Consider the following 18,402-nt stretch of genomic DNA (forward strand, 5'->3'; position numbering starts at 1 on the left):
TTTTCATCACAAATCGCCTCGATTGTTGGGCATTAAATCATTAGGAGAGTTCATAGATGAATATTCGTCCATTACATGACCGCGTAATCGTTAAGCGTCTAGAAGTTGAATCAACTTCAGCGGGTGGCATCGTTCTAACAGGAAGCGCCGCTGAAAAATCAACTCGCGGTGAAATCCTTGCAGTGGGCAATGGCCGTATTCTAGAAAACGGCACAGTTAAACCACTGGATGTGAAAGTGGGTGACGTGGTGATCTTCAATGAAGGTTACGGCGTTAAGAAAGAAAAAATTGACGGTCAAGAAGTCTTGATCCTGTCAGAAGCTGACCTGATGGCAGTAGTAGGTTAATCCTTCGCATCAATTCGACATTCCAATTAATCATTAAAAATTTAAAGGATAATCAAGATGGCAGCTAAAGAAGTTGTATTTGGTAATGACGCTCGTGTAAAAATGTTGGCTGGTGTAAATATTCTCGCGAACGCAGTGAAAGTGACCTTAGGCCCTAAAGGCCGTAACGTGGTATTAGACAAGAGCTTCGGCTCACCACTGATCACTAAAGACGGTGTTTCTGTTGCCAAAGAAATCGAGTTAGAAGACAAATTCGAAAACATGGGCGCGCAAATGGTGAAAGAAGTTGCTTCTAAAGCCAACGACGCCGCCGGTGATGGTACTACTACAGCAACTGTACTGGCTCAAGCCATTGTGACTGAAGGCTTAAAAGCCGTTGCAGCCGGTATGAACCCAATGGACCTGAAGCGCGGAATCGACAAAGCCGTTATCGCTGCCGTTGCTGAATTAAAAGCTTTATCACAACCTTGTGCAGATTCAAAAGCGATTGCACAAGTTGCGACTATCTCTGCAAACTCTGACGAATCTATCGGCGAAATCATCGCAACTGCGATGGAAAAAGTCGGTAAAGAAGGCGTGATCACAGTCGAAGAAGGCCAAGCGCTGGAAAACGAACTGGACGTAGTAGAAGGTATGCAGTTCGACCGTGGCTACCTGTCTCCATACTTTATCAACAAGCCAGAAACAGGCAGCGTTGAATTAGATCACCCATTCGTCCTGTTAGTAGACAAGAAAATCTCTAACATTCGCGAACTGTTACCTATCCTTGAAGGTCTGGCAAAAACGGGTAAGCCATTGCTTATCGTTGCTGAAGACGTTGAAGGCGAAGCATTAGCAACTTTAGTTGTGAACAACATGCGCGGTATCGTGAAAGTGGCTGCTGTTAAAGCACCTGGCTTTGGCGATCGTCGTAAGGCAATGCTGCAAGACGTAGCAATCCTGACTGGCGGTACTGTTATTGCTGAAGAAATCGGCCTAGAGCTTGAAAAAGCAACCCTGGAAGATTTAGGTACAGCTAAGCGTGTTGTGATCACTAAAGACAACACCACCATCATCGATGGTAACGGCGAGCAAACACAAATTGCTGCTCGTGTAAGCCAAATCAAACAACAAGTTGAAGAATCAACGTCAGACTACGACAAAGAAAAACTGCAAGAGCGTATGGCTAAACTAGCTGGCGGCGTAGCAGTGATTAAAGTTGGCGCAGCGACTGAAGTTGAAATGAAAGAGAAAAAAGCCCGCGTTGAAGATGCTCTGCATGCAACTCGCGCTGCGGTAGAAGAAGGCGTGGTTCCTGGCGGCGGTGTTGCTCTGGTTCGCGTAGCTTCTAAGATCGCTGACGTTGAAGTATTAAACGAAGACCAAAAACACGGTGTGGTTATCGCACTGCGTGCAATGGAAGCACCACTGCGTCAAATCGCCACGAACGCGGGTGAAGAAGCGTCAGTTGTTGCTAACACAGTGAAGAACGGCAGCGGTAACTTCGGTTACAACGCCGGTAACGACACTTACGGCGACATGTTAGAAATGGGTATCCTTGACCCAACTAAAGTGACTCGTTGTGCGTTGCAATTCGCAGCATCAATTGCTGGCCTGATGATCACCACAGAAGCTATGGTTGCTGAGATCCCACAAAATTCTGCGCCAGATATGGGCGGAATGGGCGGAATGGGCGGCATGATGTAATTTTTGCTGGTCTAAAACGTTGATTACGGCGTTGCTGCTCGCTCACATACACACAACGTATGCTACGCTCACAGCGCCTTGTATTGAACGTTTTATCCTGCGCAAAAACATCTGCGGTCTTTAGCTTAATCGCTTAAACCTAAATTCTTGTAAGAGAAAAATGAAAACCCCGACTCGGGTAACTGAGTCGGGGTTTTGTTTTTTGGCGCTGACAGCGCCAGAGAGTTGATGTTATCTCGGCTAATATAGATGCTGCGAATGGACTACAGCAGCGCTATAAGGTTCAGTATTTCCTAATTGCCTGCCGCAGGCTTTCGCACTGTTACACCAGTGACACGCCGTGAATACATCCCTGTAGGCTCTACTAAAACATATATGGACCCATCCGGTTTGCAAGACATTCGATATCAATTTTGAGAAGAGTTCATTGCACCCATATATTCGGCCTGTTATTGAGGGATTCCTCTGGCCCTGATGGATATTTGCTTCTACTGTCCTTATCATCCCTGCGGCTTCATCAGAGCCTGTGTTTTCGTAAGGTTTTTAGTAGATCAGTCTGACTGTCTCATCATCAAATCAAGTGTCTTAGCAACTTGCTGGTTGGTTAATCGTTAACATAATAAGTACATTTGATGTTGTTACATAGCGAGCCGAAACTCTTCTTCACGTGCCGCGATAACCCATGACATTCTGGCGAGCTTATTCGCGACGGCCACACACGCACGATTGAAACCTCGGCGTTCCGCTAGCTGGATAGCCCAACAACTCAACTTATCCGACTTACTCCCACTGTGCCGCAACACCGCTCTGGCGCCGTGGATGAACAGCGTACGTAAATAGGCGTTTCCCCGCTTACTTATCCCGAGGAGGTTATCTTTCCCGCCACTGCTGTGCTGCTTAGGTACTAAGCCACACCAAGCTGAAAAATGTCGGCCATTGCTAAAGTCTTTACCGTCACCCACTGCAGCATAAATCGCCGTAGCGGTGACAGGCCCAACACCAGGGATAGTCTGTAATCGCTGACAAATCACATTGTTTTGAGTTTCGTTTAGTACTTGAGTGTCACAACTCTTAAGCCGTTTTTCAATGTCGATAACCTCATCATATAACTGATAAAAGATGGCTCTACCCTTGGTGGTCAGTGTATTGGCTTCATCGATCAAAATATCAGGTAGCTGGGCTTTAAAAGCCGATTTACTTTTGGTCATCACAATGCCGTATTCCGCTAGCATCCCTCTGACTTGATTGATTAAAGCTGTTGATTGTTTAGTTAATCGTTCCCGCATACGGTGGAGCAGTTGCACATCTTGCTGCTCGACGCTTTTGGGTTTTACAAACCGCATGTTGGGTCGCTGCGCAGCCTCCGCAATGGCTAGCGCATCGTTGTAGTCATTTTTATTACCTTGCCTAAAAGGAACCACATACTGCGGGGCAATTAACTTAACTATGTGCCCAAATTGCTCAAATTCTCTGGCCCAATAACTCGCGCCGCCACACGCCTCCATAACGATAAGGCAAGGCTCAATTTTCGCGACAAAGGGCAGCAAGTCTTTGCGTCTAAGCATTTTCTTTTTGATTAACTTGCCAGCTTTATCAACACCAACAAGATGAAAAACAGACTTTGCGATATCTAAACCGATTGTAGTAATCTTCATAGGTGGACCCGTCCTCTTTCTGATGAGTTTTAGCGACTACATCGTGGCCCATTGCGAGGCCGATTTAAAGTGGATGGGTCCATTCCATTATCCATGTTTTAGAAGGTCACTGGTGCAACAATGCCAGTTTTGGTGTAACCATTGAGTGAAGAGTTACACTCCTATCCTATCTTTGATTTTTGTTTTTTAGAAAATTTAATAATGGGGGCTCATTAAATTTCGTGGCGACATCCTGTCGCCGATGGTCACTGGTGCTCCTTTGTTGGAGTCGGTGTATTCATTTGATTTTGGTGAGATTATTAGTGGCCTAATAAAACGATTCTATCTCTCTTTAGCCTTATGGTGTGAGGTGTTTGGGGGGAGAACGTGCAACTTGTTATCATGACTAGAACACTTGAATCGAACCGGTAAATTCGGAGGCGGATTTGTTTGAGTCATGCTGCCGTATCTTGCCTTAATTGTCGATAATAGTTTTCCTCATATTCAGCTGGCGGGATATCGCCAATCGAGCCCAGTAATCTTCTGTTGTTAAACCAGTCAACCCAATCCAGCGTTGCAAGCTCGACCTGCTCCAACCCTCGCCAAGGGCCGTCTTTATAAATGACCTCGGCTTTGTACAGGCCATTTATCGTCTCGGCTAATGCATTGTCATACGAGTCACCAACGCTGCCGACAGACGCGGTAAAGCCTGCTTCTGATAATCGTTCTGAGTATCGTATCGAGACATACTGGCTTCCTCTGTCGCTGTGATGAATAACGCCTTTAGGCTTGCCCCTGGCCCATAAAGCCTGTTCCAGTGCATCCAGAATTAACTGCGTCTGCATCGACTTCATTACCCTCCAGCCCACAACTTTACGGGAGAACACGTCGGTGACGAAGGCGACGTAAACGAAGCCTGACCAAGTGGCCACATAGGTAATATCTGCCACCCAAAGCTGGTTTGGCCGACTTGCCGTAAACTCCCGGTTAACCAGATCCAGCGGCTTAGCAGCACTCTCATCAGGGATCGTTGTGACACAACGACGTCCTCGTCGCACGCCCTGGATCCCAAGAGTGCTCATCAGTCTGGCAACAGTACAGCGGGCTACTGTAAAGTCTTCTCGCTTCAGTTGCTTCCAGACCTTCCTGATGCCATAGCATTGCCGATTGTCCTGCCATACGCGCAGAATCTCTGGCTTTAACGCCTCATCCTGATGATAACGCTGACAGCGCAGCTGTGGCTGGGCTGCAAGTGACTTGCACCGGAAATACGTTGATGGCGCGATTTGCAGCACACGACAAATCGGCTCGACACCATGCAACGCTCGGTGCGAATCAATGAACTGGACTATTTCTTCGGTTTGCGGTCGAGCTCCGCTTGGGCAAAAAACGCAGCAGCTTTTTTCAGGATCTCGTTGGCCTGCTTAAGCTCTTTGTTCTCTCGCTCAAGTTGTTTGATCTTGGCTGCGGCATCGGTGGTAACTCCAGGCCTTTTGCCTGAATCCACCTCAATTCGATTAACCCAAGCCCTTAATGTCTCAGGTGTACAGCCAATTTTTGATGAAATAGACACCAGCGCTGCCCACCTGGAAGGGTGATCATGCTCTGAGGTTAAAACCATACGAACTGCGCGTTCGCGGACTTCTGCGGAATAAGTTGTTCTCTTGTTCATAGACTAATTCTCTCAAGAAAATTAGCCTCCGACAAACCCGGTATGATTCAACTCTAAACTTGGGGCAATAACGGCTACAGATAATTTCAATGAGTAAAATGATGGCTGAACAACGAGATTATCAATTATTGAGTAAAGCATTTAGCAAGTCTGTTATTTTAGAATTGGCTAAAAGCAATGAAAGTGAAATATTAAAAAATATTGCTAAAGAATCGTCCATAGTTAAAGAGCTACTTGATAATAATTCTTTTAAAGAAGTATTTGAGAATTTGTACTTGAAATTGAAAAGTAATTATAGGAATGAATATGTATATAAGAATGCAATAGCAGAGAAAATTGTTAGAGGGCGACATAAATTAGCTAATGTTAGTTATGTGACAGAGTTTAGAGTTGGCCATTCAATTGCTGACGTTGCTGTTTTTAATGGCACATCTACAGCATATGAAATTAAAACAGAGTTTGATTCTTTTGAAAGATTAGAATCTCAGTTAAATTCTTATAGTTTGGTTTTTGATAGGGTATTTGTTATGGTACCTGCTCTCTATGTTGATAAGGCCGTTTCAATAGTGCCACCTCACGTAGGAGTATTAGAACTAACAAATAGATACTCTATTTCAGAAAAGAAAATTGCGATATCTAATGCTAATAATATCTGTACGAATGCAGTTCTTAACTGTCTAAGACCTAAAGAGTATTTGGATATTACAAGTAGACGATTTGGTTATATACCTTCGATAAGTCCAAAAACAGTAAAGCAAGATTGTTTATCCCTGTTTAAAGAATTAGGTCCGAAAGAGGTTCATTTAGAATTTGTTAAAACACTCAGAGAAAGAGAGTTAGATGAACTTGATAGGAAAGTAATACTTTCTCTACCTAGTTCATTGACTTCTGTGATCTTGTCGGCAAATTTTAACAAAAAGTTGTTGCACAAATTTCATTCATGCATAACCCGCTCTGGCAGGATAGTTGTCACTACTTAAAATTTAACCAGTTGGGGCGTTAAGGCTTAATTGTGCCGAGTTATAGTGAAGAACGTAAGCAGCAGATTTTGAACAAGTTACTGCCTCCTTCGAACATGACCGTAGCAGAAGTTTCCAGACAAGAAGGGATTGGCGTACAAACTTTGTATAATTGGCGGGATAAAGCCAAACAACAAGGTCGTCCTGTGCCCGGAAGTAAACCAACCTCAGAACATTGGTCAGCAGAAGCTAAGTTTGCCACAGTGCTTGAAACTGCCAGTTTAAATGAAGCCGAATTGAGTGAGTATTGTCGAGCTAAAGGTCTGTATGTTGATCAGGTAAAGGCCTGGAAAGCCAATGCACTGCGAGGGTTTATGAGCTCCCGCGAGCAGGAATTGGAAGCTAAACGGCAGCGCCAAGCCGACCATAAGGAAATTAAACAGTTAAAGAGCGAGTTGAGGCGCAAAGAAAAAGCTTTGGCTGAAACCGCAGCCTTGTTGGTGCTTAGAAAAAAGTTAAATGCGCTTTGGGAGAACGACAACGAGGACGATTAACCGTAAGCGGTTAATAAACCCCACATACCAATAATACCAATACTTTGACATAGTGCCTTTTTCATCGGAGGCACTATGAACCAAGAGCAAAAGCGCGCCCATTGGGCAACAGTTGTTGAGCAACAAAAACAAAGCACGCTTTCCATCAAGCAATTCTGTGCAGACAGCGGCATCAGTTATCAAACCTTCTACTATTGGTCTAAGCGATTGCGTTCTCCTGACGCAACGCAAACACTTCAGCCTATTATTTTCAATGAATATGAAGAGACGAAGGCTGAGTCGGTGATCATTACTTTTGCCAATGGTATTCGCGCTGAATTACCAACAACACTGAGTACCGCTCAGATCAAACACTGGGTAGATGCCTTGCAATGACTCCCTCCGGCAAGGTCTTTCTGGTCTCCGGTGTCACCGACATGCGAAAGTCTATCGATGGTCTGTCGCTCATTGTCGCCGAACAACTCGACATGGACCCGTTCAGCGAGGCCTGGTTTATATTCTGTAATCGCGGACGCGATAAACTCAAAATCTTGTTTTGGGATACCAACGGGTTTTGGCTTTACTATCGCCGTTTGGAGAACGGTACCTTCAAATGGCCTCGCCCGAATTCCCAGGGCGTGATTGTCATTAGCAAACCGCAACTTCACTGGTTGCTCTCTGGGCTGTCACTCAAGCCGCGTGCATGGCGCATGTGCGCCGCAAGTTCACCGATGCTCAAAAGGCATCCCCTTCGAAAAAGGCAGGGAAACCCGAAAAGGCCCTGGCCTTTATCGCCAAATTGTATGGGATAGAAAAGCGAGCCAAAACGCTGTCGGCCGAAGCCCGCCAACAGCTGAGGATGCAAGAAAGCCTCCCCATATTGAATGACTTCAAAGCGTGGCTCGATAGCCTGAATGTGCTGCCCAAAGGAGCATTAGGCCAGGCCATCACCTACACCAAGAATCAGTGGCCTAAGCTGCTGACCTACCTGGAAGATGGACATATCAGCATCGACAACAATGTGACAGAGCGGGATATCCGGCCGTTCACGACGGGGCGAAAAAACTGGATGTTCTCAACGTCAGTCGGTGGTGCGAAAGCCAGTGCCAATCTGTATAGCTTGGTCATGACGTGTCGGGCGAATGACATCAACCCCTATTATTACTTCCGGCACCTGTTCACGGAGTTGCCAAAGCGTTCAATCGCCGATGATATGTCGGATCTGATGCCATGGAATGTTTATCTCAGTGGAATTGAGTAGGGCTTCACTGGTTCATTAACCGCTTACGATTAACCTTGGTCTCAGAGCGCACTGAATGTGTAAACTTGATACAGGAAGCGAACCAGGCTGGCGCCAGGCTTCATCTGACTTGCGAAGAAGCTGGCATTACACTGCGCACTTATCGGCGCTGGTATCGGGATGGCCAGATCACCGCAGACAAAAGGCCGGATGCGATTCGGCCGCAGCCATCGAATAAGCTGACGGAAAAAGAACAGGCGAAAATCATCGAGGTGTGTAATTGGCCAAAGTTTGCCAGCTTACCGCCATCGCAAATCGTCCCAACGCTGCTGGATGAAGATGAATATTATGGTTCTGAATCAACATTTTATCGGGTATTAAAAGCCTTTGGTCAGCTGCATCATCGCGGCCGGAGTTTAGCGCCGAAAGGGTCAACGCTGCCAACGACCTACACAGCGACCGGGCCTGGCCAGGTGCTCTGTTGGGATATCACCTACTTGCCAAGCACGGTGCGTGGGCAGTTTTATTACCTGTACATGCTGGAAGATTTGTTCAGCCGGAAAATTGTTGGTTGTGAAGTGTTTGAACAGGAAAGTGGAGAAAACGCCGCGAAATTGTTAGAGCAGACACTGGTCCGGGAGAAATGTTTACACAGTGGAGTCGTGCTGCATTCGGACAACGGTGCGCCAATGAAATCGCAGACCATGCGAATGAAGGCGTATGAGCTTGGTGTAACGACATCGTACAGCAGGCCACGAGTGAGCAACGATAACCCGTTTGCAGAGTCGTTGTTCCGCACCTGTAAATATCGGCCTGATTGGCCATCAGCAGGTTTTAAAAGTATCGATGAAGCAAGGACTTGGGTGCTGAAGTTTACGCGCTGGTACAACTACGAACACAAGCACAGCAAACTACGGTTCGTGACCCCGCACCAACGTCATACCGGTCAGGATCAACTCCTGCTGGCAAAGCGCAAAGAACGGATTGAAGCGGCGAAAGCAGAAAATCCAAGTCGTTGGGGAAAACGAGAAGTACGGAACTGCGAACCTGTGGGACCGACAACACTGAATCCGGAAAAAGAGTCAGTTAAAGAAGTGGAAAAAAAGGCCGCTTAAAACGGTCGATGGTGACAACTAGCTTGAAAAACGCCGTATCATAGCTCTCACATATAACCAATCTTGCCCCATGTCATCAATGACCTCTACGGGCTCACCTAGTTTTAGATTTGCTAATATTGTAGATGAAAACCCTGCTTCTTTTCTAAAGTTAAGACTATTAGTTGTAACAACGGCCCAATTGCCAGAGATTGTTAATATAGTTCCATTTTTGACTAATGTTTTCAATGACTCAACATCTTTAGCTTCTGATAAATAGGATGTAATATGCTCGTAGTTTTGTTGGAACACGATTAGGATTGCACCAACCAATAATGGCATGAAAAAATATTTTAGAAATGCCCATAGAAGATTTAATCTATCTTCATCAAGAGTTTTGATTAAAGCAGGTTGTTCGAGTACAGATTGAACTAATTCTTCAGTATCTTTATCAAAAAAATCATTGGCAGCATTTGTGTTTAATTTCTGGCTATCTCTTGCTTTTAGAAGTGCAAGCATCCTACGTCTTTTTCGAGAAATGAGTGTAGTGATAACTGCTTGTTTGGTTGAATTGCTATAATGAATCCAATTGAATCGTTCTTCTCTGCTTCTTAAGCAGCCTCTACAATAACCTCTTGCATCAGTTTGACAGACTCCTATGCAAGGACTTGCTACCTCAAAAAATTCAATTTGTTCCAATATCTTATACCTTTTGAATATTTTTATGAATCTGATGGTGATGTTGAAAGTTTGAAACATCCTTGGTGACTATTATCGTGGTTGCAATTTTGTCACGCTCATTAGGCTTTAATTGGCAAAGTTGATTTAAGTTTTGTTTAGAAAATGAATTTACTTTCCATTTTTCTTTGCTCTTTTTATATATCTTACCCATAGCACTGAGCCGTGGGTTTTACGCATTTCGAAGAGATCGATTGCGGCAAAGAGATCACTGAGTTTTTTAAATCCGTAGTTTCGCTGATCGAAAGAGCTGTGATTTGAGATATGTGATCCTATTGTGCCGAGTTGCGCCCAGCCATCTTCCTCTTCTGTTGCTTCTATGGCTTGACGCAACATATTGAGCAGTTTGGAGTCACTTTTTAAATTACATTTTTGCGGTGTGGCGGTTTTAGGCTGAACTTGCTTGGTTTTACTAACTGATTCTGGTGCCGTTAATGGAAGCTGGGTTAATTCCGATATCACCTCTATTTCTTCTGTGATAACAACAGGTTCTGCGTCGAGGTAGAGGAAGCGAGAACAGCTATTCACAAAAGCGGCTGGTGCTTTACGTTCTCCGAAACCAAAAACGGTTTTGCCGTCAGCTAAGGCTCGGGTTACCAAAGGGGTAAAATCGCAATCCGAGGATATTAAACAAATAATGTCTATATCTTTAGTGTAAAGAATGTCCATAGCATCAATAACTAAAGCAATATCGCTGGCATTTTTACCTTTGGTAAGATCGAATTGTTGAATAGGCTGAATGGCATATTCATGGAGGATATCTTCCCATGGCTTTAGATTCGGGCTTTTCCAGTTACCATAAGCTTTTCGAATACTGATGAGGCCGTGTTTTGCAAGCTCAGCGAGTACCACATCAAACTTTCTAGCTGGCGCATTATCGGCATCAATAAACACCGCAATTTTTTCTTTATTCTGCATGTGGGTTCCAACAAATGTAGTTGTTTTTATTCGTTTTTAAGAGTGGAGGTTGGTTTTAGCTTTGAAGTTAGTGGTGGTGCTTTTATCCAAGTCTGTAAGCACGCTACCGCCCATGGCACTTACTACCAAACAGCATATAAATTATTAATTTTAATAAAAACAATAATAAAGCTATCAGCTTGTGGTTGGTGAAACCTTAAACTGAATCACAATTGGTTCAGAGGGGGATCATCTTTAAGGAGAGGTATAGAATGCTTGTCCTTGCCTTATTCGCTTTGTCGTGCGGATCTTCCCTGACTCATTTGTATATCGCCATATTTTATTAGCGAGATTTTCGCTAACACTAAACTAGTGTTGATTGATTAAGTAATTGCTTAAGCGTTGTTTATTAATCAAAATTTAACCTAGCGTACAGCATATGGTGAACTGCGGCAATAGTGAGCAAAATCTCTGCTTGGATCGTAAGTAGAAAAGAGGAAAGATGGCGCATCTATGCATATTTTTCAGTCAATTGCAGACAACACCAAAGCTGCGGGAGTTCACTTTTCCCTGCGAAGCTAGTCTCTAATGCATGTCACTTCGCTAGTTAACAATAGAGGAGCACGTTAAATTCATCTAAGCTGTCTGTGCGGCAGTGAACAAAGCCCACTGCACTTGTTCCCTCATGCTGTAGTTAGAATCTAAATTTAAACTCAATATTTCCTTGGCGTAGGCGGGCTTTTTCATCTAGAAGATGATTTTTTTCATTTAAGAGGATATTTTTTTGCCTTAATAAGTCGGCTTTATCGGTGAGATTATTGAGTTTGGTATTAATACTGCTGATCTCACTATCAATAGTGTGTAAACGGTCTGCGATTTCCGCCAAACGCTTATTGACGAGATACTGTTGATGCCCTTGGTTATAGCGTTCTACAAATTGGTTATCGCTGCAGACCCCGTAATAACTTTCACCTTCTAATCCCACACGATAACCGTTTTCAGGTAAACAATAATTGATGAGTCCTTGTTGATAGCCTTGCTGCCACTGAGATGCGTCCACTTTAAGATTAAATTCATTACAATCCTTTTGATATTGATTGAGTCTCGTGGCCGTTGCCCCACGATTACCATCTGCAAGCCCAAGGGTATACCAATCGCTGCTGCTACATTCTTCAAGGGAGAGACTCGTGCAGTGGGTGAGAGACAGGGCGCAAAGTGCTAAGGTAAGGTTTAGGTAACGCATTCGAAGATCTCAAGGGACATAGATTGTAAAGTTGGATTAGAATAAGGACTCTGAAAGATGAGATCTAGTGATATATTCAGCGATTGATACGGTTATTTTGTGCTGGCAGTGCAACGGTGGAACCAAGTTAGGGCTTTAGGTTCTTAAATGGGCATTGCTAGTGTTGTAACCGCAATCAGTTGATGTGTATCTGCGTTTGATATCAGCCTAAGTATCGACTATTCATCATTGCTATTTTAGTTTACAAAATGATTTTGATTGAGAATCAACAGTGCCTTTATCTGGCAGGAGACCGCTTTTATATGAAGATTTGTCCGCAGTATTCCATCTCAAGCCTAAGTAAGGTATAAGGGCGCTATGAAAACTCCGAAACGAATCCAACCTCTGGTTGATGAAGGACTGGTCGATGAGGTCATTAGCCAGTTAATGAGCGGTAAAGAGGCCACAGTGTACGTTGTACGCAGCGGCGACGATATCCGCTGCGCCAAAGTCTATAAAGAAGCAGATAAACGCAGTTTTAAGCAAGCAGTGCTTTACCAAGAAGGCCGTAAAGTGCGTAATAGCCGTCGTGCTCGGGCTATGGAAAAAGGTTCTAAGTTTGGTCGGGACCAAATGGAAGAAGCTTGGCAAAGTGCAGAGGTTGATGCGCTTTACCGTTTAGCCGATGCAGGTGTTCGCGTGCCTATACCTTATGGTTGTTTTGATGGTGTGCTGCTAATGGAGTTGGTGACTGACGCTGAGGGCAATGTCGCCCCTCGTTTAAATGATGTCACGCTGTCCGCCGAAAAAGCGATCCGCGATCATAACTTAGTGATGACCTACGTTAAACGTATGCTATGTGCAGGTTTAGTCCATGGCGATTTATCTGAGTTTAATGTTCTCGTCGATAGTGAAGGGCCTGTGATTATCGACTTACCCCAAGCCGTCGATGCTGCCGCGAATAACCATGCTAAATGGATGTTAGCGAGGGACATTAATAATATGACCCAATATTATGGTCAATATGCTCCTGAATTACTCAAGACCCAATATGCCAAAGAAATGTGGGCCTTGTTTGAAGCGGGAGATCTTAAGCCTGATACTCAACTTACGGGTGAATTTACCGAAGTATTGGCAGAAGCGGATGTCGGTTCTGTACTTGAAGAAATCCAAGCTGCCTATGAGGAAGCGCAGGAGCGAAAACTGCGGATCCAAGAGGCGAATGAAGATTATTAGGTGGGTATACCATCCCATGTAAAGGCGCTCAGGGTAGCGTCTTTTTTATGGGCAATATTGAGGTTTGATGTGCTATTTGATGTATCACTGCCATCCTTGGCATATGCGCTGTTAAGCACAGGGTCATCATTGACTAAGTGAATAAAAGGACAAGACCAGAGAGAGAAATATGCTGTTGAGTTGGAGAGCACAATTTACATATTTAATCTTGGGGGAGACCACTCCCTCGAGTCTTGCCGAAACCTTGTGTATTTTTAATCACACTAAATAGTGTTAAATCACAGCCCTCCTTGGCACGCCACACTCACTATAGCGTTTGATCTTCATTGATCTTGTGAATAAAAGGACAAGACCTAAGAGGTTAATATGTTCATGACTTGGGGGAGCACAATTCACATATTTAATCTTTGGGGGAGATAATTCCCTCTATAGTCTTGCCGAAACTTTTGCATTGTCCCGTGTTGAGCAAATTGTCCAATCTCTGTTGGATTCAATCAATAAAGCGGCAGAGTCAGATGGTAAACAGCACATTTATTATTGTTATTTGTGCATTTACACCCAAGCACCCTCAAAATGCTTATCCTGTATTTAGAGGTTGTTTGGGCATATATCTTAGGTCGTTGGGGAGCGATAATAGATACCCATCCGACTCTGCCTAAACTGGTTAACTTTTCTTCTTCCTTTTACTCGTTAATCTCATTATTTGAATGACAAGGCCGGACATTAAAAAGGCGCTGTTATTATTGTTGTTAGCACATCTTTTATATCGTTAGCGTCATCAGCAGGGCGACTTGCAATGTTGTCCGGCCTTGTCGATTAGGGCACTTATAAAACCGTAATGGTTAACCTAGCGTGCGTAATTCGTTGTTAAGCTGCTTAATTCTTTTTTGCAGTTGGGCTATTTCACTGATGAGCGCATATTCTCTTTGCTGTGGTTGCTGATCGCTTTCTCTTACCCACTGGTATACGGCTTTAGTTGAAATACCGTATTGGTGAGCCACATCCGAGAGCAAGCGACCTTTCACTTTTACTTCAGCGATGACATCTAATTTGAGATTATTGTCGGCGATTCCCATAAGCGATCCCTCTTTACTGCCTTCTAACTAAAATCGGTTTAGCGGTTATGTATAGTCCTTAAATAGATTAGCGACGCTGCTCTAAATCCCACTGGCTGAGTCCAACATGGCGTAGATATATCCATTCATGGCGGCACAGTTTGATTAAGTTCATAATGCTTTTCATCTTTCGTCCTCAATACCCGTTATGCTTTTAGGTATTTCATCTAGGTTAAAACGATTTAAGTGGCACTTGAGTAACTTGTTTGCTTGTCCATTTCTCGCCTTACTCACTAAGTAGTATGTAAAATTCGTGCCAATATTCTAAATTTTTTATTTTTGTTTAAAATCAATTGGTTACTATATCGATTAAAACGCGGGATTTTTTCATGTATGGCAAAAACGGTGCAAAGTGCACTATTTCAGTGCTTTTACTCTATGTTGTTGGGGATGGTTATCTTAGATAATCCCTGTATCTTTGCTGACTAAATTATCGATTTATAAATTTACACAGCGATTAAAGATTGTCTCTGTGAGGAATGCTTATATACTGCGGGTTTTAGAGTATTCAATAAGGATTTCGCTATGTCATTGGCAGTGAGATCTATGCCTTCTATGTGGGTACTCACATTTTCAATCCTGTTATGAGGTCATTAACGATGAAGCGTTTTCAGGTAAATCGATTTACATCATCTAGGCTCGCCTTTGCTGCGATTATCGGTACGTTTGTTGTATCTGGTTGTTCAACAGTTAATCCATATACTAACGAGCAGCAAACGGCTAAAGCGACCAGTGGTGCCATTATTGGTGCCGTTGCTGGTGCGGCAGTGGGTGTTGCTTCCTCAAGTAAGAGTGACCGCGGTAAAGGGGCATTAATTGGTGCTGCATCGGGCGCAGCTGTGGGCGGTGGTATTGGTTATTATATGGATGTGCAAGAAACCAAATTACGGCAGCAATTGGCATCTACGGGGGTGAGCGTAACCCGTAATGGCGATAATATTATTTTGAATATGCCCAACGAAGTGACGTTTGGTGTCGATCAAACCGAGTTAAGCGATGGCGCCTCACGGGTGCTTAACTCTGTGGCGTTGGTGGCAAAGGAATACAGCAAAACCCAACTTAACGTATTAGGTTATACCGACAGCAGTGGTTCAGATGCTTACAATTTACGTTTATCACAGGTGCGCGCGAGTGAAGTGGCTAATTACCTAATGAGTAAAGGTATAGCGGCTTCACGTGTTAAATCTAAGGGAATGGGAAAGGCGAGTCCAATAGCATCTAATGCCAGTGCTGAAGGGCGAGCACAAAACCGTCGTGTTGAGATTGCATTAACACCTACGGGCTAAGTGCTGCTCAACAATCAAAAGTCGCCTGCGGGCGACTTTTTTGTATCCAGGTATTTATTATTTCCCGTTGAGACAATATGTCTTTAGTCTGTTAAGGCTTGAGTGATCTGTACTGCAATTGTGCAGCTTCCTTCGGCTAGATGATGATTTGTAGTTGATCTTCAAAGCTATTTCACGTGTTGTATGGCAAATATTGAGCAGGGTAAGGCTCAATACCTAGAGGAGAAGATCATTATGACGAAGAAAAATATACTCGTAGCCTTAAGTTTTTGCCCCGCTATGATGGTTTCGATAGTACAAGGTGCCCCTGTGACTGCCGAGGTCGCCCCAATTGAACTGCGTGCGGCGGGTAGCTTAAAAGCGGCGATGAACGATATTATTACTGCCTACCAAGCCCAAACTAAAGATACTGTTGTTGCGCAATATGCACCTTCTGGCCTGTTGTTAAAGCGTATTCAAGAGGGAGAGCGCGTCGATCTCTTTGCCTCTGCAAATATGGCCCATCCTCAGGCGCTTGTTGACGCAGGGTTTGGGGAAAAGGTGCAAATGTTTGCTCGTAATCAGCTCTGTGCTATTGCTCAAAATAGCGTCTCTCTTACAAGCGCGACACTGTTAGATACACTGCTCGATCCCAATATTAAAGTTGGCACTTCTACGCCCAAAGCAGATCCCGCAGGAGATTATGCTTGGGCAGTGTTTGATAAAGCACAAACGCTAAAACCAGATGCAAAAGCTATTTTAGAGGCCAAAGCATTACAGTTGACTGGAGGGCCAGATAGTACGAAACCGCCCAAGGATCGTAACCCTTATGGTTGGGTCATGGAAAATAAGCAAGCGGATATCTTTTTGACCTATTGCACCAATGCAGTGCTGGCTAAAAATGAAGTGCCTAGTCTACAGATTATTGATTTACCGACAAGTCTTGCTGTTGGGGCCGACTATGGTTTACTTATCCTGAAAGAGAGTAACGCCTCGGCGGCTCCTTTAGCTGAGTTTATTTTATCGGCGAAAGGACAAGCTATTTTAAGTCGTTATGGCTTTCAACCACCGGTAAATTAGCTTCAATACCAATCATAAAAATATGGCTGATATTAAAACGGCGCAATGAATCGCGCCGTTTTAATGTATTACCACCTTTCGATGGTATGACTATATGACATCCTCTTTTATGCTAATTCATTAAATAGAGGGTGGCTAAACCGAGAAAGGCGAAAAGCCCTGTTACATCTGTGACTGTGGTTAATACCATACCGCCAGCTAGCGCGGGATCGATTTTGAGTCGTTTTAATATTAGCGGAATGCTGGCACCCGCGAGCCCTGCGACTGTCATATTGATTAGCATTGCCCCCGCAATTAAGCCGGCGAGTGCGGTATCTCCTTTCCAAAGGGATACGGCAACAAAGACCAGTATTGACCATAGCAAGCCATTGAGAAATCCAATCGCCAATTCTTTACCAATAAGCCAGCGGGCATTGCTTTGGCCAATATGCCCAAGCGCTATAGCGCGAATGACTAAAACAAGGGTTTGATTACCCGCGACACCACCCATACTCGGAACTATGGTCATTAATATCGCAATAGTGGCAAATTTTTCGATAGTCCCTTCAAACATACTACTGACAGAGGCCGCAAGTAGGGCGGCAAACAAATTGATGGTCAACCAAAGTGAGCGACGAAAGGTACTTTTTAGCACTGGTGCAAAGGTATCTTCATCATCGTCCATGCCTGCCATTCCCATCATAGAATGTTCGGCATCTTCACGGATAACATCGACGACATCATCAATCGTGATCCGGCCGAGTAGTTTGTTATCGCTGTCCACAACGGGCGCGGATACCCAATCGTGACGCTCGAATAATTGGGCGACTTCACTGTCTGACATACCCACTGGAATGCTCTCAATGTCAGGATCCATAATATTACGGATAGGCGTGTTGGGATCGCAGGTGAGCAGATCGGCAAGTCTGACACCGCCGAGGACTTTATCCTGTTTATCGACCACATATAGGGTGTCAGTGGTATCGGGGAGGTTACCCCTTTGCCGCAGATAACGCAGTACAACATCGATATTAACGTCTGGCCTTAGGGTGACGGTATCTGTATTCATCAAGCTGCCAGCCGTCTCATCAGGGTAGGACAGTGCTTGCTCCACTCGTTGACGATTCTGTAGGCTCATCGACTGTAATACTTGTTTATAAACCGTATCTGGTAGACTTCGCAGAATATAGGCGAGATCGTCCGTATCCATACTCGCAGTCGCCTTTGCAACTCGTTCTGGACTCATGGTGCTGATCAGCGGATCTTTCAACTCTTCACTCAGTTCGTCAAGAATCGCCCCTAATTGTTCCTGATCAATTAATTGCCATAGGACTTGCCTTGCCTTTGGTGGTGAAGATTCGAGGATTAACGCGATATCCGATGCCGCCATATTCTGTAGCATTTGCCGCACATGGACAAACATACCGCTGCTAAGGGCTTTGCTGAGCTGGTCGAGGCGATGTCCGACTTGATGACTATCTGAAGCTTCTACGGGCATTTGTCCTCCATAATATGGTGAGGGAAACGGATAATTAGCGACTATTTTCACTGAGTGTGAATATAGCCTAGTCAGAGTAATGGGTTTGATCAGCGGACGCAGGGGACATATTGTAATTGAGCGTCACAGGGAACGTCGAGTCACAAATGAGTACCGATTGAGTACCAGTGAACGGTACAACGGGAATAGGTTAAGTGTAACTTTGCT

General features: G+C 44.4%; 14 protein-coding genes, 5 pseudogenes and 1 other annotated feature. Of the genes and pseudogenes, 11 read left to right on the forward strand and 8 right to left on the reverse strand.

Annotated features, from left to right (window positions below):
* The first annotated feature begins 56 nt into the window (after nt 1–56).
* A complete protein-coding gene (locus MZ182_RS03170; RefSeq protein WP_006086113.1) occupies nt 57–347 on the forward strand; it encodes a co-chaperone GroES in 291 nt (96 codons plus the stop codon).
* Nucleotides 348–404: 57 nt separating this feature from the next.
* Nucleotides 405–2,033 carry a chaperonin GroEL gene (gene groL, locus MZ182_RS03175; protein ID WP_248067868.1) on the forward strand — a complete coding sequence of 543 codons (1,629 nt, stop codon included), beginning with the start codon at nt 405–407 and terminating at the stop codon, nt 2,031–2,033.
* Nucleotides 2,034–2,671: 638 nt separating this feature from the next.
* On the opposite strand, the gene MZ182_RS03180 is transcribed toward groL, so the two are convergent.
* Nucleotides 2,672–3,688, reverse strand: a complete 1,017-nt coding sequence (locus MZ182_RS03180) for an IS110-like element ISSpu22 family transposase (RefSeq protein WP_014609791.1) — start codon at nt 3,686–3,688, stop codon at nt 2,672–2,674.
* A gap of 434 nt (nt 3,689–4,122) precedes the next feature.
* Nucleotides 4,123–5,339 (reverse strand): IS3 family transposase gene (locus tag MZ182_RS03185; RefSeq protein ID WP_165564867.1). Its coding sequence is split into 2 segments (ribosomal slippage): nt 4,123–5,057 and nt 5,057–5,339, totalling 1,218 coding nucleotides; the frame shifts between segments, so codons are not numbered across the junction.
* Nucleotides 4,945–5,061, reverse strand: a sequence feature (AL1L pseudoknot). Its footprint overlaps the gene before it by 117 nt.
* A gap of 89 nt (nt 5,340–5,428) precedes the next feature.
* On the opposite strand from MZ182_RS03185, the gene MZ182_RS03190 reads away from it, so the two are divergent.
* The 6 genes and pseudogenes from MZ182_RS03190 to MZ182_RS03210 form a co-directional block, all read left to right on the forward strand.
* Nucleotides 5,429–6,319 (forward strand): sce7726 family protein, encoded by an 891-nt coding sequence (locus tag MZ182_RS03190; protein WP_248069915.1) that lies wholly within the window; start codon nt 5,429–5,431, stop codon nt 6,317–6,319.
* 32 nt (nt 6,320–6,351) lie between these two features.
* Nucleotides 6,352–6,854: pseudogene (locus MZ182_RS03195) on the forward strand (transposase); the annotation flags it as partial.
* A gap of 73 nt (nt 6,855–6,927) precedes the next feature.
* On the forward strand, nt 6,928–7,227 hold the full coding sequence (tnpA, locus tag MZ182_RS03200; protein ID WP_088585869.1) for an IS66 family insertion sequence element accessory protein TnpA: 300 nt from the start codon (nt 6,928–6,930) through the stop codon (nt 7,225–7,227).
* Nucleotides 7,224–7,502 (forward strand): annotated as a pseudogene (gene tnpB, locus MZ182_RS21420) (IS66 family insertion sequence element accessory protein TnpB); the annotation flags it as partial. The gene tnpA and the pseudogene tnpB, both read left to right, overlap by 4 nt.
* A gap of 14 nt (nt 7,503–7,516) precedes the next feature.
* Nucleotides 7,517–8,092, forward strand: a pseudogene (tnpC, locus tag MZ182_RS03205) (IS66 family transposase); the annotation flags it as partial.
* 20 nt (nt 8,093–8,112) lie between these two features.
* Nucleotides 8,113–9,186 (forward strand): annotated as a pseudogene (locus MZ182_RS03210) (IS3 family transposase); the annotation flags it as partial.
* A gap of 18 nt (nt 9,187–9,204) precedes the next feature.
* On the opposite strand, the gene MZ182_RS21425 reads toward MZ182_RS03210, so the two are convergent.
* The 4 genes and pseudogenes from MZ182_RS21425 to MZ182_RS03225 all read right to left on the reverse strand — a co-directional run bounded on the left by MZ182_RS21425 (nt 9,205) and on the right by MZ182_RS03225 (nt 12,043).
* A complete protein-coding gene (locus MZ182_RS21425) occupies nt 9,205–9,507 on the reverse strand; it encodes an SH3 domain-containing protein (RefSeq protein WP_411028094.1) in 303 nt (100 codons plus the stop codon).
* Between the two features lie 123 nt (nt 9,508–9,630).
* Nucleotides 9,631–9,864: pseudogene (locus tag MZ182_RS03215) on the reverse strand (DUF1289 domain-containing protein); the annotation flags it as partial.
* A 150-nt stretch (nt 9,865–10,014) separates the two neighbouring features.
* Nucleotides 10,015–10,821, reverse strand: a complete 807-nt coding sequence (locus MZ182_RS03220) for an NYN domain-containing protein (protein ID WP_248066213.1) — start codon at nt 10,819–10,821, stop codon at nt 10,015–10,017.
* A gap of 673 nt (nt 10,822–11,494) precedes the next feature.
* Nucleotides 11,495–12,043, reverse strand: a complete 549-nt coding sequence (locus MZ182_RS03225) for a DUF2799 domain-containing protein (RefSeq protein WP_011790718.1) — start codon at nt 12,041–12,043, stop codon at nt 11,495–11,497.
* 357 nt (nt 12,044–12,400) lie between these two features.
* Between MZ182_RS03225 and MZ182_RS03230 the strand changes: the two genes are divergently transcribed.
* A complete protein-coding gene (locus MZ182_RS03230) occupies nt 12,401–13,258 on the forward strand; it encodes a PA4780 family RIO1-like protein kinase (RefSeq protein ID WP_011790717.1) in 858 nt (285 codons plus the stop codon).
* Between the two features lie 842 nt (nt 13,259–14,100).
* On the opposite strand, the gene MZ182_RS03235 is transcribed toward MZ182_RS03230, so the two are convergent.
* The gene (locus MZ182_RS03235) at nt 14,101–14,334 is read right to left on the reverse strand and encodes a transposase (RefSeq protein ID WP_011918682.1); all 234 of its coding nucleotides are present in this window, start codon (nt 14,332–14,334) and stop codon (nt 14,101–14,103) included.
* Nucleotides 14,335–14,972: 638 nt separating this feature from the next.
* Between MZ182_RS03235 and MZ182_RS03240 the strand changes: the two genes are divergently transcribed.
* Nucleotides 14,973–15,659, forward strand: a complete 687-nt coding sequence (locus MZ182_RS03240) for an OmpA family protein (protein ID WP_248066215.1) — start codon at nt 14,973–14,975, stop codon at nt 15,657–15,659.
* Between the two features lie 234 nt (nt 15,660–15,893).
* Nucleotides 15,894–16,718, forward strand: coding sequence for a molybdate ABC transporter substrate-binding protein (locus MZ182_RS03245; protein ID WP_248066216.1), 825 nt, complete (start codon nt 15,894–15,896; stop codon nt 16,716–16,718).
* 112 nt (nt 16,719–16,830) lie between these two features.
* Here MZ182_RS03245 and mgtE read toward each other — a convergent pair whose 3' ends face one another.
* Nucleotides 16,831–18,195, reverse strand: a complete 1,365-nt coding sequence (gene mgtE / locus MZ182_RS03250) for a magnesium transporter (protein WP_014609844.1) — start codon at nt 18,193–18,195, stop codon at nt 16,831–16,833.
* Nucleotides 18,196–18,402: the final 207 nt, after the last annotated feature.

It is taken from the genome of Shewanella sp. JNE2 (assembly GCF_023159115.1).
Classification (GTDB): Bacteria; Pseudomonadota; Gammaproteobacteria; order Enterobacterales; family Shewanellaceae; genus Shewanella; species Shewanella putrefaciens.